Here is a 14,627-nt window from a genome sequence, read left to right as displayed (position 1 = left end):
ATTATCATCGGGTTGGCCGGGGTTCCAATGAACCCGCCTATGGTCGCGCGAGTGATACGGACGGGAGGAAGTGGTCTTATGGTAAACACCGTTCACACCGCGATCGTCACTTTTGGTGTAGTGGTAGGGTCTTCTGTTGGAGGTTTGGCAATTAGTGCCGGTTATGGTCTGGTTGCGCCGATCTGGGTCGGGGTTGTGTTGGCTGTGGTAGGTGTATTTTCACTACTTCCGTATATGCGTGGAACATTCAAAGTTAAGGTTGTAGATATAGATATAAAACATTGAAAAAATGTTCGATAAGCCGATTGACTTTCAGAACATGGTGTTCAAAAATATCAATAAAAGCAGCCCAGATACGATAAATTGTACTGGACTGCTTCTATTTTTTTGAAATGTGCCCCGTGACATTTCTTCGTATTATTTATAATAACTAATGAATTATTCTAATAGATTATTCTTCTGAGATAAATCTTTTGCCAAGCAACCACATTACGCCGCTAATGATTAGAAAATATAAGGGCATTACCAGCAATGAACCGCTGTGCAGAGCACCCATTCCCCATGTCGTAAGGCTTACCAGCAAGTAATAGCCCAAGCTGAATATGGCACCTGCTGTGCCAATTACATCTTGAAAATGAACAAGGGCAAGGCTTAGACAATTGGGCAAAGCAATACCTGCGCCAATCAACAGAACAAACATGGCAGTTAACATGCAGATGATCTGCAAAAGATTGGGCAGCATAGACAAGCTGCTTCCAAGGGTTAGGAGCAGAGCTCCACTGGTCATGACCAGACAACCCAAACGAATGATCTTTTCCGGTGTGTAAACGGTCAATAGTCTTTTGGAGATCATTGCACCGACCACCGATGCCAAAGCCACAATAATGCCCAGAAAACCATAAACGCCAGGCGACAGATTAAAGTGTTCTATGAAGATGAAGGGAGCTTCGGCATAATAACTGAATAAAACTCCGTTAATACCTCCGATCAATACGCCAAACACCATTACGCGCGGCATAGCGAGCATCTTTTTAACAACCGGAAGTATAGCGACTTTGGATCGTAAAGAAACGTTCGTTGTCTCCGGCAGTTTAAGAAAAGCATAAATGAACAACAAAACGCTCATTAATACTAACGCCAAGAATACCCATCTGAAGCCAAGGGCCTGATCAATCCAACCACCAATAAGTGGTCCAACTGCCGGCGTAAATGCAATGACAGCAGAGATTTGGGCAAACATCGCATGTCTTCGATCTCCCGATACACTTTCTCGAAGCATGGTTTGGGTGATGATCGAGCCAGTTGCGGCACCGAAAGCCTGTACGAAACGGCCGATGAGAAGCAACTGAATCGATTCCGAATAAAAGCACATCAAGCTTCCGATCCCATATACGATGAGACCGCCCAGCATTGCAGGTCTACGACCAATCAAGTCGGACAGCCAGCCCCAGCAGAAGACGCCCAAGGCAAATCCTATAAAATAGATGCTTAATGTGAATTGTACGGAACTATTAGATACACCAAGTGCTGCTGCGATATCTGGCAGCGATGGAGTGTAGATGGTCTCACTGATTTGTGGAAAAGCGACAAGAACAATCATTAAAAGCAAAGATGGTACTGCATATTTCTTCATAATATATTAGCCCTCCTACAAGCCTATACTCTGTTATGACAACAAGAATATGAGCCTAGCTAGGGAAAGGGGGGCATCATGATGGCGAGACGACTATATATCATCATTTGTTGAATTACCTTTCATCATTATAAGAGTAGGAGGGTTTAACAATCATTGTTAATACTCGGCCTAGGTTAACATGCTTGATATGGCTAGTCAACCAGCTAGGGCTAATAATACTCTAAGCGGTTTTGTCCCAAGCTCTGAACGTACTAGACTTGGAATTATGAAATTTAATGAAGCTAGCCATTCGCCAAATGGCAATATAGGATAGGGCGACTACATTATTCAGGAATCCAAGAGTCTTGGGATCAATACCTGAGATGAACATGAAGTCAAAGAATCGGATTGAGAAGATAACAATAATTAGAACATAAAGAGATACGTTTCTTTTATAATACATCTTGCCATCCGATTTCCGCTGGAATTGCGTCACCAGAATTAATGGGATCGACAGAATTGCACCTATAGCGATTGAACTGATCATTCTGCCAGATGTAAGCACCAACGTAGGGTCGAACAATTCAAACATAGATGTAGAGATATAAAGAATTGGAATCAATAGTCTCCGACCAGATTCATGCAATGGCTTCTTGCTGCCTTGGAAAACGCCCCTCAAAATAAGTACGACAATTAATATTGAGATTGTTAAAGATAATGGATTTATAGGAAGCACCTCGTCTGTTTTTTGTGTAACCTAAGTATCGAGGATATTTAAAATTTTTATAAGTGTACAAAGTAATTCGTTAAGGTGACTTTTGTCATCTTCCCGCCAAAACAGCGTGTACTTTGTGTGGGGCTTCTCGTCGAGAAACAAGAACATGATCCGATTGCCGAAATGGACAAGGGCATGGAACGTTCTCAAAACAAACTGGGCGACCTCTCACCGGTTGAAATCCGGGAAAAAGTCGCCGCTTAATAATTTTTTTATTATCTACTTGACAGGGCCATGACCATGGAATAAAGGTCCCCTTTTGCTGTTAAATGACCTGCTCGTATCCCACCTGAACATCTACACGCTGTAGAATTACTACACCAGCTCTCGCGATAGGGAGCTCGTACAAACCGTCCTGTAACTCGATTTGACGGAGTAGAACAACTTGACCGCAGCAATTTTTTACAGTTAGGTCGTAACGACCCTGATGGTGGCAACGGACAACTACTTGTTCGTTATAAGTTCCGTTGACTACAATGAATCGTTCATAGGTAGCTTCCATTGGGACAACAATATCAGCGTAAACTGCGACAATTTTCGTACCTGCTCTTTGAGCACTGACAAGTGGGTAAAGTAGCTCGGGTTGTACCGGAGCTATCTTACCTTTCAGCAGAATGTCACTGTTCTCCTTGCAGAAGGAGAGCCAGAAGCGGAGCATTCCAGCGTACTCTTCTCCAATCTCATCGAGACGAACAGAGATTTGAGGCACTGAGAAAAGGACGTTGATCAGCTGCATGGCTGCGCTTTCGACCGGTTCTTTAGGGTTGAACATAATCATGTCGGAATGGACGGCTGTATTCCCCGACAATAGTCGCAGGTCGAGCGTGCGGACCCGATTTTGGATGGAGTCGTTCGGGCAATCGTTAGCCCGGAACATGTTGCCGTATTTTCGCATTAGCGGACCGATGTACGTTTGTCGGAATTCGATGAGAATATCCGGCTTAATGGCTCTCAGTCGCTCCATAACATCAGAGAGCAGGCGGTCCACCGCTTCAGGCACTGATTCATAATCCCGTCCTTCCGCAATCCCCTCCTTCTGATCGGGGCTCAGCCTGAAGCTATCCACGAAATCCAGCTTCAGACCGTCGATATCCCACCCGGATACGGCCTGTTCATAGGTGTTGATCAGGTATTCCCGGACACCCGGGTATCTTGGGTCCAACACTCCCGCATTCAGCCTCTCATCTACCCGCAATAGTTTATTCTCGAACTTGCTCCATACCTTGCTGCACTTACCTACAAATGGCACGGAGTACCATAGCATATATTTCATACCCAGCTGATGTACGGTATCCACATGAGTTTTCATGTCCGGTATTTTGCCCGCATAGACTTCCCAGTCTCCGGTAAAGGCATAACCCCGGTTGTTGTCGTCCGTCTGCCAGCCATCATCAACGATAATGGTTTCACAACCAAGTTCCTTAGCAAATCTGCATTGTTCCTCCAATTCGGAAGCGGTCAGCTTCTGATGATAGGAATACCACGTGGAGTACATGGGGGCGAGGGCCACATGAGGAACTGCGGCGGGTTCATACCCGGGAAGGCCTCCCCACCACTTGGTTACATCTTCAAGCGCCTTATAGAAGGGGATATCCCTACGGTCGATTCGAAGCGTTGCTTCGTAATGATCGAGCTTCGGCATTTCTTCTTCAAACAAGGTAACAGAGCATAGGAAGGTGGAATCCTCTTCATGGATACCGGCTTTTATCGAGACGTTGTTCAATGCATCAGTAAAAGCGAAGGTCATTCGATTTCGCCCCTCTAGATTATATAGAGAGGCCACAGGCGCGAGAGAAGTGCTTTTGGACTGGAAACCATCACCCCAATCCACTTGAAGGGCTTTATTGCGGTCTGTTCCCGGATGCCATAAAGAGTGGATGTCTACGGCGGGAATAGACCACTCGATCCGGCACACTGGCGGCTGTTCTTTTTTCACAGCTGTTAACCGGATATGGACCAGAAAAAGGTTCTCCGTAATGGTTTCGATGTTGGTAAAGCTGTCAAATAAGGTGCTGTTACTGTTAATAATTACAGTGGGACAATCGTAGTTGAATAATGTTTTCATAATACCTCCTGCTTGTAGAAATAGATAATGGACTAACAATACCTTGTTTAGAGTATAATATTTACAAAAAGTTTAGTAAACAAATAAAATAAATAAACTTAAAACAAAATATAAATACCATTTTGTAGTATAAAAAATATATGTATGCGATGACAATGAAGTGTTGTCAAACGATTTGATCTCTGTTATATTGAATCCACGCATTAGTTTGCTAATGTTTAGTAAACAAAACACAATGTGATTGGCAAGCGCTTGGCAAAACTATAAAATGATTGTGAGGGGTGTTTCCCAAATATGAAGTGGAAAGGTGATTAGTAGTGTCAACAATTCGTGATATTGCAAGTCTAGCCGGTGTTTCTCCATCTACAGTTTCCCGTGTACTGAACGGGGATCCTTCCTTATCGGTATTGGAGGAAACAAGAAGAAAAATTCTTTCTGCTGCAGAACAGCTGCAATATAAAGTAACCCAGCGTCGTCATACCAATCAAGCGGCGCAGTTGAAAGATTATAAAATTGGATTGGTGACCTTCTGTTCGGAGCAATTTGAGTCGGAGGACCCGTATTACCTGACGATAAGGCTGCAAATCGAGAAAGAATTCAATCTGCTGGGGCTTCACATTACTCGGACTATTCGCTGGGTGAACCATGATTCGTATGAAAGCCTGTCGGGGCTTGATGGCCTTATAGTGATTGGCAAGTTCGAATTCGATCCATACAATTTGTACTTCAGCCGAATACATAACATTGTTTTTGTCGACTATTCGCCGGATGAGGACCGCTTTGATTCCGTCGTCGTCGATTTTGACAAGGTAACTCGGATGGCTTTGGATCATCTTACCGGACTTGGCTATACAAAAATTGGCCTGATCAGCTCACGCGATTTCATCAATCGTTTTGGTTCCAACTCTGGTATAGATTCAGTGGATCAGCGGCAAAGCAGTTTTGAATCTTATATGAAGCAGAAAAATCTGTACCTGCCTGAGCATGTCCATATCGGTAATAATTTCTCCATGTCTACCGGGTATCAGCTCATGAAGGAAGTGATTGATAAGCAGGATTTACCGGAAGCTTTCCTGATTGGTTCCGACCCCATGGCGATAGCTGCTGGGAGGGCATTAAAGGAAGCCGGTTTAAAGGTTCCGAAAGATATCGCAATGGTCGGCATCGATGATATTGAAATGGCTTCTTACGCCAATCCGCCGTTAACCACGGTGAAAATCTACACTGAACAAATGGGCCAGAGCGCGGTGAAAATGCTGCTTGAACGTATCGGTGGCAGAGAAGTGCCGTTAAAGATCGTGATTCCGTCGAAGCTGATTATTAGAAGTAGCTGCGGTGCGGAAGTCAGGTCCATAGGGAACGCGGAAGGTTGACCTTTATTTAATATTCAATTCAATAGGGGGAAAAATGATGAAAAAATGGTCTTTGATTATTTTATCTCTACTTGTTGTAATTGCATTGTCGGCGTGTTCTGGAAATGGAGGGAACTCGTCGGAAAGTCAGAGTGGGACGAAAGACAAGGGGAAAATAACATTTGCCTTCTGGGGAGCTCAGTCAGAAGCTGATGCGATCAAGCAGGCCATTGATAACTTCGAGACAAATTACCCTGACATTCAGGTTGAGAGCCAGTGGATTCAGAAGGATTATCTTACCAAGCTACAGACGATGATTGCTGGAGGGACGACTCCTGATGTCATGCTGATCTCAGGAGGGGATTTGCCTGGTTTTGCAAACGCTTTCCAAGAATTGAAGTTGGATGAATCGCTCTTCAGTTCGCCTTCCCTCGTCGATTCCATGAGTATGGATGGCAAAGCATATGCAGCACCATTTATTATCAAACCTAAAGTCATGGCGATTAACGTCGATCTTTTTGAGAAAAAAAACATTCCGCTTCCAAGCAAGACCGAACCGATGACGATTGAACAATTCAATGACATCGCTAAGAATCTCACATCTGGAGAAGGGGCAACAAAGATTTTTGGTTCAGAACCGCTGTGGCTCGGTAACTGGATTTATGCGTTCGGCGGTCAATTTTACAGCGATGATCTGAGTAAGTCGGCACTTGATTCACCGCAAGCCATAGCAGCTGCCGAGTATATTGTCTCTAGCAAACAAGCCGGCATCGTGCCGAACGACAGTGAGAAGCAGGGACAAAGCATGATGAACTGGTATTTGGGAGGAAGAATCGGCATGTTCACCGACTTCGGTCCTTGGTATTTGCCACAAATGGCTGATGTGCAGAAATTCAAATGGGATATTGTTCCTTTCCCAGGGAACGGCGGTTCCAAAGAAGTTAACGGGCTGGCTCTAAGCAAAGACAGCAAGAATGTTGAAGCCGCCGAAACTTTCATTAATCACCTTACACAAAACGAAGAGGTGCAAAAAATCATCGGAGGAAACAAGAATGCTTATGGGGTTCCGGTTATTTCGAGTGCAACAAGTGCGTTTGAAACTGTTTCCCCCGACAAGAACCTGAAAGCCTTCGTACTTGCCGCCGAGAAGCAGCATACACAGGAAGCCCAGAAGGGTACGAATGAAATCAACAACGTGATGAAAGCTATCGATGATACGACACCAATCGGAATTGGAAACAAGGATGTAAAGGAAGTATTCCCGCAGGTGGCAGAGAAGATAAACAAGATTTTACAACAAAACTAACGGGAGCAAACTATGAATGGAATAATAGAAGGGATCTACAATTTCTATGAAGGAATAGGGGCACCAGCAGCTTTGCTGCCTCTTCTCCCTTTTCTGACCGTTATCGTGCTAGTATTCGCTATCATCTTTACCATTACCAGCGTTCTTGTGAAAAAGAAGATTATCCATACCAAAGCAGCGAGTTTTTATTTGTTCGTCTCGGTCTGGATCATTGGTTTTCTGTTATTTACCGTAGGTCCGATGATTTTTTCTTTCTATATCAGTTTCAACAAATGGGAGGTCGTTAGCGACCCGAAATGGATCGGTTTGGACAACTACCGCATGCTGTTCAAGGATACCATGTTTTATAAATCGCTGTCCGTGACCTTCTATTACACGCTCGTAAGTGTACCCCTACAGGTCATTCTCTCTCTTGCGATTGCCTTGCTGATGAATTTGAAGCTACGAGGGATCTATTTTTTCCGTACCATCTATTATTTGCCAACGCTCGTGCAGGGTGTTGCACAAATGGTGCTGTTTATCTGGATCTTTAACCCGAATGTCGGTCTGGTCAATTCATTATTGCGTTTGATAGGTATCGAAGGCCCCGGCTGGTTCTCTAGTCCAGAATGGTCAATGCCTGCAGTCATTATCATGAGTCTTTGGACGGTCGGAGGCAATATGATTATCTATCTGGCCGGTCTTTCGGATATTCCACAAAGCCTGTATGAGGCGGCTGAGATTGATGGAGCAACGGCGGCAAGAAAAGCCTGGCATGTGACGCTACCACAGATTTCACCGATTTTATTTTTCAACACAGTTACAAGTATGATTGGGGCATTCCAGACCTTTACCCAAGGTTTCATGGTTAACGGTGGACCGGATAATTCGTTGTTATTTTATGCCTACTATCTATATCAAAATGCCTTTATGTGGTTCAAAATGGGCTACGGTTCGGCGTTGGCCTGGGTACTCTTTGTGATTATCCTCCTGTTCACTGCGCTCGTATTCCGCAGCAGTGCATTATGGGTTTATTACGAAACAGAGCAAACCGGAAGGAGGAAGCGTCGTGTCCGTAAAAAAAGAGCGTAAATCTGCTCACAAAAAGGTTCATTGGCTGGCCTATATATTGCTTCTGATCGGGAGCGTTATGTTCCTGTATCCCTTTCTCTGGATGGTTTCTGCCTCTCTGAGGAGTCTGGAGGAGGTTGCAGTTTCCGGGATGAGCATATGGCCTGATAACTGGCGCTGGGATAATTATGCGAAGGCGCTTACCGCGTTCCCGTTTGGTCGTTATCTAATCAATACTGTGATTACAACGGTGTTCCCTATCATTGGTACGGTTCTTTCTTCATCTATTGTGGGTTATGCCTTTGCCCGTTTGAAGGTGAGGGGAAGCGGGATATTGTTCGTACTGGTGTTGTCAACCATGCTGTTGCCAGGCGAGGTTACGATGATTCCGCAATTCATTCTGTTCAAGAATCTGGGCATGCTGGATACGCTTTACCCGCTGATCGTTCCAGCCTTCTTTGGATCGGCGTTCTATATCTTTTTGCTACGTCAGTTCTATTCCCGGCTACCCGTCGCATTGGAGGAAGCAGCGATCATCGACGGCTGCGGTTATTTTAAAATTTGGTGGAAGATTTTCCTACCACTGTCCAAACCGGCTCTGATGGCGGTTGGGGTCATGGTCTTTATGGGCTCCTGGAACAACTTCATGGGACCGCTTATTTATATTAACAGTGACAAATGGAAGACGCTCACGCTCGGTCTGGCGGGATTTCAGGGTACTTATGCCACAGATACCAACTTGCTAATGGCAGCGGCTGTTGTAATCACTTTGCCGTGTATCCTATTATTCTTCACCGCGCAAAAAGCATTTATGGAAGGTCTGACCTTCTCAGGTTCCAAGGAAAGTTAAACCGAAAAAGGACAGGAGTGACTTTGTCATGTCTTATGAGAGAGAAATAGAATCCCAAGCTGGTGGTGTAACTTTTCATTCTTCCGATAAGGAGTTGAATGAAGGTTTTGTTTGGGCCAAACGGCAGGCGCTGGAATATGCCCACTTTGGCGAAGATCCCGTCGGGCTATGGTACGAAGCCGCTCTTCCAGCCAGAGAGGCATTCTGCATCCGTGATGTAATGCACCATAGCACCGGAGCTGCTGTTCTTGGACTTCGTCTCCATACCAAGAATATGATCATGCATTTTGCCGAAAATATTGCCGAGTCACGTGACTGGTGTACATACTGGGAGATCAATAGGAACAATGTTCCTGCACCAGTCGATTATGAAAGCGATGAGGATTTTTGGTATAATCTCCCGGCGAATTTCGACATTATTGACGCCAGCTTGCGTCAATACTTATGGACAGGCGATACTTATTATTTAAATAACAGTAAGTTACTGGATTTCTTCAATTTAACGTTAAATGAATATACAAGTACCTGGGACAAAGACGGAGATGGAGTATTGGAATATTATCCCGAATACGGACGCAGGGGCCTGGCTACATTCAACGAAGCTGGACATCAGCCTTTGATGGGTGGTGATATGATCGCTGCTCAAATTGCCGGTTACCGTGCATTTGTCCATCTGGCCAGTCTCAGGGGACAAACGGAGATAGCGGAAGTGTACGCTACCAAGGCGCAAGACTTGAAACGGCGTTATGAGCAAGAATGGTGGAACGAGGAGGAGGAGCGCTTCTTCGGCGCCAAGCTGCAAGACCATTCTTTCCTAACAGGCTATAATGCAGAAGGGACATTTCTCCCTCTCTATTACGGGTCGGTCAGTGACCCGGAGAAACTGCATAAGGCGCTTGAGGATGTCAAGATCAATCGTGTTGCTAACGTTGAAGGAAAGACTTACCTGCCGGATATTTTTTATCGGTACGGCCAAAATGAAGAAGCCTTTAGTGAATTGAAAGAGCTGGTAAATCCATCATTGGAGCGACGGGATTACCCGGAGGTATCTTATTGCGTGATAGGTTCCATGGCCGCCGGATTGATGGGAATTACGGGAAACGGAGCATCCGTAATCAGCACCTTGCCAAGACTTACGCATTCACTGGAATGGGCGGAAATGGGTAATATCCCTATCCTTGATCGGAACATTATGATTAAACATACTGGGAATACAGAGAGTGAAGTGACGCTGCAATCTGGAAAACCCTTTGTCTGGAAGGCTACTTTCCCTGTAAATACCGAGACGTTATACCACAACGGCATAGCCGTTGCTGCCCAACAGGAAACAACCGAAGGTGGAGAACAGATCAGCTTTATTTCAATAAAAGTGGCTGAAGATGAGATGCACCGTGTGTCCATTGCGCAGTAAGGTTAATATTCAGGATCTCTGCATACTTGTGCCATGTGACAGAGAGTCATAAAATGCTTACTAGAGATATGTGCCTCATTTTTTGGAGGTACATATTTCTTTGTTTAGTAATTTTTTTTGGGATATGTCCATTCATTCATTGCAGTGCTGGAGTGCGCTAAAAAATATCAAATGGTCGCATCATTTCGTAGTCTTCATGCTCAAGCATGTGACAATGCCATACATAACGCCCGGTAAAGGGTCCGAAACGAGCAATAATCGTTGTAACGTAACCGAAGGGGGTTGCTACAGTATCTTTTAATCCCATTTCATACGGATTAGGAGGAGTGGGGGGCCCTGTGAAAATAAGTTTTCCAGTTTTCTGAAAATGAGAAACATCAAAAGGTTGACGATCAAGAATTTGAAAATCAACCAAATGAATATGAATGGGGTGAGGATCATCATCAATGATATTGATGATTCGCCAGATTTCAACCGTATTTAATTCAATTCTTTCGGAAATTCGATCCATCCACATTTTTCCATCTAATAGATTTAAGGAGCGACCATATTGATCCCTCACTCTGACAAGTGTTAAATATCTTGTTCTCTTTGCCATACTTTTTTGGAGTCGTTCGAATGCTCCTAAATAAAAGGGAAGTGAGCTGGTATCAATACTTTTTAATGGAACACTTATTCTGAATTGCATGATATCTATTGTTTCAGGGGACGCACTCTTGGTGACATTTTTGAGAATAATAGTTTGACCATAGTATTGAGAAAAATCAATGATCACATCTATACGCTCGGCACTTAAAAGTACAAATTCGTTTATTCTTACTGTTGTCTCAAGAAAGCCACTATCGGTTCCAAGTTGATAAAATGGTTGATTGGATTCCATTCTTAAGGTAAGGATTCGACTATTGGATGCATTTAAAATCCGAAATCGGTATTTTCTTGGTTCTACCTCCAAAAATGGATAAACCTTGCCGTTTATCAGAATGGTATCCGCATCAAAAGGAGGAACGAGGGAAGGGTGAGGAAGACCTGCATCATTTTGATCCGGTTTGCTGGGGTAGTATAGTGACCCGTCCGGATTGAATGATCGGTCCACAATGAGTAGAGGGATTTCATATTTTCCTTTCGGAAGATTAAGGGATTGTTCATTTTGGTCTCGAATGAAATAAAATCCCGCGAGTCCTGCGTAGACGTTCAATCTTGTAATTCCTACTGTATGGTCGTGATACCATAACATTGTTGCTCGTTCAATATTTGGATACGTATAAACCTCTCGCTCAAACAAAGGCCCCGTTTGCTCAAAATTTCTCGTAAACCAAGCTTCGGGGTAGCCATCACTATGAGCTGGCGTTCTTCCTCCGTGTAAATGCACAACGCTTCTACCCTCTGGAACAGATATTTCCGAACCATGAATCGTAGTATCAACGGGAAGAAAGTGCTTATTGGGCAGGTCATTCATCCATTTAACAAACACGGTTTCATTCTTCATCACTTCAAACGTAGGACCTGGAAATGTTCCGTCATAACCCCATAAACGGGTTGGTCCCAGGTCTCTATGCAGCTTCTGAGAAAACTCCTTCATAGTCACTTCGTAATAAGAACTATTACTGCTTCGCTTCTTAGGAGATAATGTGTTTGGAATAGGCAGTTCATCCACGAATTTTTGCAGTTTTATCTTTTCAGGCATAAGAATTGGGAGCCTCCCTATGGTTAGGATCACTATGTAATTTTATGATCTTGAACTTGTTCATTATGTTAGTTATATATAGAGGAATAAAGGAGAAGCAAACAGCATCATACCTTCGTGCTATGACAGCAATTAAAACAGTAACTATTGAGTATGCATTCTATTTGTGTGTCGTTTATACAAACGAGTAAAACGATAGTGATTTCCGCAATCTTTCACTATATGATAAAAGAAACGGATGATTTCAATGAAAGGGAGCGTCGCTTTGGATCGGAAAAGTGGAACAAACACTCTTGGAAGGGCTTTGGATATTTTATTTGCGTTATCTGAGGCGAATGGAACATTATCGGTTAGTGAGATTGCGGAAAAGGTCAACATTCCGGAGAGCTCAACTTACCGTTTTTTGCAAACGCTTGAAAAGAACGGGATTGTGGAGCGTAGGGGCAAGAATCAGATCGGACTTGGTTTGCGTATTCTGGATTTAGCTCGTAGTTTGAACCAACAGATTCATCGTGAGTTATTATCACTTGCATTGCCTATTATGATCAATCTGATGGAGTCTACTCAGGAAACTTCGTTATTGTTCGTTAGAACTGGAAATGATGCTGTATGCATTCAACATGTGAAAGGTCGAGGTCTTATTCAATTTGTAATAGAGAACGGTAGACGTTTGCCTTTACATCAAGGCGCTTCTGGAAAAAGTATACTAGCTTTTGAAAATGAGAAGACGATTGAGCAGGTACTAGCGAATATTACAAACGATCGGAACCGATCAGAATTGATTGATAGCTTGAAAGCTGTCAAGGAACAGGGCTTCGCTTGTACTGAAGGAGAATATGATCCCGATGTATTTGCGATTGGAGCACCTGTAGTGGATAGTCATGGTCTTGTCGTGGCAAGTTTGTCTATTGCAGGTCCCTTATTTCGTGGGACGAAAGAGAGGATACCCAAAATGATTGATAGCGTTATGGAATCGTCCAAACATCTCTCCAATCTACTTGGAGGGGGATAGAAAAAATATCAGCTATCATAATTAATCCCGATAGAAATAGTGGAATTAATGATTGACAAAAGAATGTTCTTGGTAATATTATTGGAATAAGAAATTTAATTATCGCATGTTAATAATAAATGACTGACCATAACATTGGAGGTCTTGTTTTTCGCCAATTGGCGAGAAATAAGGCCTTCTTCTTTTTTAGAAAGAATTCGCAATATTAGTTAAATGATGACTGATGGATGCAAAAAAATTTATTTTTTATCCGAGTTAACAAATTAGTTTACTCAACTTTGAAGGGAGAGGAAGAACGATGACTGAAGCAGTGGCAGTTGAGTTCCAACATGTAAATAAAGATTATGGCTCCGGCAGTGTGCTACATGATTTTAATCTTACGGTACCGAAAGGACAGATTGTAACAATTATAGGGCCCTCGGGTTGCGGCAAAACTACACTGCTCAAAATGATCAATCGTCTTGAGGAGCCGAGTCAGGGAAAGGTTCTTGTTGAAGGGCGAGACGTTGGATCCGCAGATGAAGTCAAGCTCCGACGCGATATCGGATATGTGATTCAACAGATTGGACTGTTTCCACATATGACCATTGAAGAGAATATTGGCATTGTCCCTAGGCTTAAAGGAGAGAGAAAGGAAGAACGAAAAGAGAGGGTGGAGCGATTATTGAACCTGATCGGTCTCCCAGCCGAGCAATATAGCAAACGTTATCCCCACGAGCTTAGCGGCGGGCAGCAGCAACGGATCGGTGTAGCCCGTGCACTGGCGTCAGACCCTTCCATTATTCTGATGGATGAACCCTTTAGCGCACTTGATCCCATCAGCCGGGTCCAACTTCAAAAAGAACTGATCCATCTGAATCAGCGGCTGCATAAAACGATCATTTTTGTCACCCACGACATTGAAGAAGCGCTGAAGATCGCCGATCGAATAATTCTACTGAACGAGGGTGAGGTAGTTCAGAACAGTACACCTGCAGAGCTGCTGGCCCATCCGGCAAACGATTTTGTGATCGAATTTATCGGTCAGGAGAGGTTTCGTCCTTCTTTTCCAAGTGGGATGGCACAGCATATTATGATCGACGGCCTCTCGATAAGTAATATCTCAACAATCTCAGAGGCACTTGATCTCCTGCGTTTGAATCAGGCTGATGCCCTTGCTGTGACCGGGAATTGGGGAGAGCTAATGGGTATTGTAGGAATTGAAGAAATCAGTGAACATCTGCAGCATGACAGCAAAATGAAGGTCGGCGATATTGTGAAAAATGGGACTTGCGCCCTCTTTGAGAACACACCAATCTCTGAAGTATTCGAACTGATGCAAAGTCAACGAATATTGCCTGTCGTGGATGATCAGAACCGTTTAATCGGTACGGTAACCCGTTCAGGTGTTATTGAAGCGCTTGGTCGGCACTTTCACCGAGAGGAGACGAGTGCATGAACCATGTATGGGATACGTTAGTTGCTGACTGGCCAATGATCGTCCAGAAAATGGGAGAACACATATATC

General features: G+C 43.9%; 12 protein-coding genes and 1 pseudogene. 9 read left to right on the top strand and 4 right to left on the bottom strand.

Translation table 11 applies throughout. The features are described 5' to 3' along the window. Nucleotides 1–285, top strand: a pseudogene (locus AMS66_RS33945) (hypothetical protein); the annotation flags it as partial. Nucleotides 286–451: 166 nt separating this feature from the next. Here AMS66_RS33945 and AMS66_RS19175 read toward each other — a convergent pair. Then, complete coding sequence (locus tag AMS66_RS19175) at nt 452–1,633, bottom strand: multidrug effflux MFS transporter (protein WP_053782320.1); 1,182 nt, start codon at nt 1,631–1,633, stop codon at nt 452–454. 223 nt (nt 1,634–1,856) lie between these two features. After that, the gene (locus AMS66_RS19170) at nt 1,857–2,351 is read right to left on the bottom strand and encodes a CcdC protein domain-containing protein (protein WP_082350792.1); all 495 of its coding nucleotides are present in this window, start codon (nt 2,349–2,351) and stop codon (nt 1,857–1,859) included. Nucleotides 2,352–2,426: 75 nt separating this feature from the next. Between AMS66_RS19170 and AMS66_RS32800 the strand changes: the two genes are divergently transcribed. Then, nucleotides 2,427–2,594, top strand: coding sequence for a hypothetical protein (locus AMS66_RS32800; protein WP_160319713.1), 168 nt, complete (start codon nt 2,427–2,429; stop codon nt 2,592–2,594). Between the two features lie 61 nt (nt 2,595–2,655). Here AMS66_RS32800 and AMS66_RS19165 read toward each other — a convergent pair whose 3' ends face one another. Further along, entirely contained in the window at nt 2,656–4,455 is a 1,800-nt protein-coding gene (locus tag AMS66_RS19165; protein ID WP_053782318.1) for a glycoside hydrolase family 36 protein, read from the bottom strand. A 317-nt stretch (nt 4,456–4,772) separates the two neighbouring features. Between AMS66_RS19165 and AMS66_RS19160 the strand changes: the two genes are divergently transcribed. The 5 genes from AMS66_RS19160 to AMS66_RS19140 are packed head-to-tail and all read left to right on the top strand — an operon-like array spanning nt 4,773 to nt 10,424. Then, on the top strand, nt 4,773–5,828 hold the full coding sequence (locus tag AMS66_RS19160; protein WP_053782317.1) for a LacI family DNA-binding transcriptional regulator: 1,056 nt from the start codon (nt 4,773–4,775) through the stop codon (nt 5,826–5,828). Between the two features lie 34 nt (nt 5,829–5,862). Next, nucleotides 5,863–7,113, top strand: a complete 1,251-nt coding sequence (locus AMS66_RS19155) for a sugar ABC transporter substrate-binding protein (RefSeq protein ID WP_082350791.1) — start codon at nt 5,863–5,865, stop codon at nt 7,111–7,113. A gap of 12 nt (nt 7,114–7,125) precedes the next feature. Next, entirely contained in the window at nt 7,126–8,184 is a 1,059-nt protein-coding gene (locus AMS66_RS19150; protein WP_082350790.1) for a carbohydrate ABC transporter permease, read from the top strand. After that, the gene (locus tag AMS66_RS19145) at nt 8,162–9,013 is read left to right on the top strand and encodes a carbohydrate ABC transporter permease (protein WP_053782315.1); all 852 of its coding nucleotides are present in this window, start codon (nt 8,162–8,164) and stop codon (nt 9,011–9,013) included. The genes AMS66_RS19150 and AMS66_RS19145 overlap by 23 nt, the downstream gene beginning before the upstream one ends. Nucleotides 9,014–9,041: 28 nt before the next feature. Beyond that, complete coding sequence (locus AMS66_RS19140; protein ID WP_053782314.1) at nt 9,042–10,424, top strand: MGH1-like glycoside hydrolase domain-containing protein; 1,383 nt, start codon at nt 9,042–9,044, stop codon at nt 10,422–10,424. A gap of 157 nt (nt 10,425–10,581) precedes the next feature. Here AMS66_RS19140 and AMS66_RS19135 read toward each other — a convergent pair whose 3' ends face one another. Next, the gene (locus AMS66_RS19135) at nt 10,582–12,108 is read right to left on the bottom strand and encodes a multicopper oxidase family protein (RefSeq protein WP_082350789.1); all 1,527 of its coding nucleotides are present in this window, start codon (nt 12,106–12,108) and stop codon (nt 10,582–10,584) included. Between the two features lie 265 nt (nt 12,109–12,373). Here AMS66_RS19135 and AMS66_RS19130 point away from each other — a divergent pair, with 265 nt between their 5' ends. Both AMS66_RS19130 and AMS66_RS19125 read left to right on the top strand, forming a co-directional pair. Next, complete coding sequence (locus AMS66_RS19130; RefSeq protein ID WP_236703517.1) at nt 12,374–13,120, top strand: IclR family transcriptional regulator; 747 nt, start codon at nt 12,374–12,376, stop codon at nt 13,118–13,120. A gap of 298 nt (nt 13,121–13,418) precedes the next feature. Then, nucleotides 13,419–14,558 (top strand): ABC transporter ATP-binding protein, encoded by a 1,140-nt coding sequence (locus tag AMS66_RS19125; protein WP_053782312.1) that lies wholly within the window; start codon nt 13,419–13,421, stop codon nt 14,556–14,558. The last annotated feature ends 69 nt before the right edge of the window (nt 14,559–14,627 follow it).

It is taken from the genome of Paenibacillus xylanivorans (assembly GCF_001280595.1).
Taxonomy (GTDB): domain Bacteria; phylum Bacillota; class Bacilli; order Paenibacillales; family Paenibacillaceae; genus Paenibacillus; species Paenibacillus xylanivorans.
Note: the sequence above shows the minus strand (reverse complement) of the source record. Positions and strands in the feature narration are given on the sequence as shown.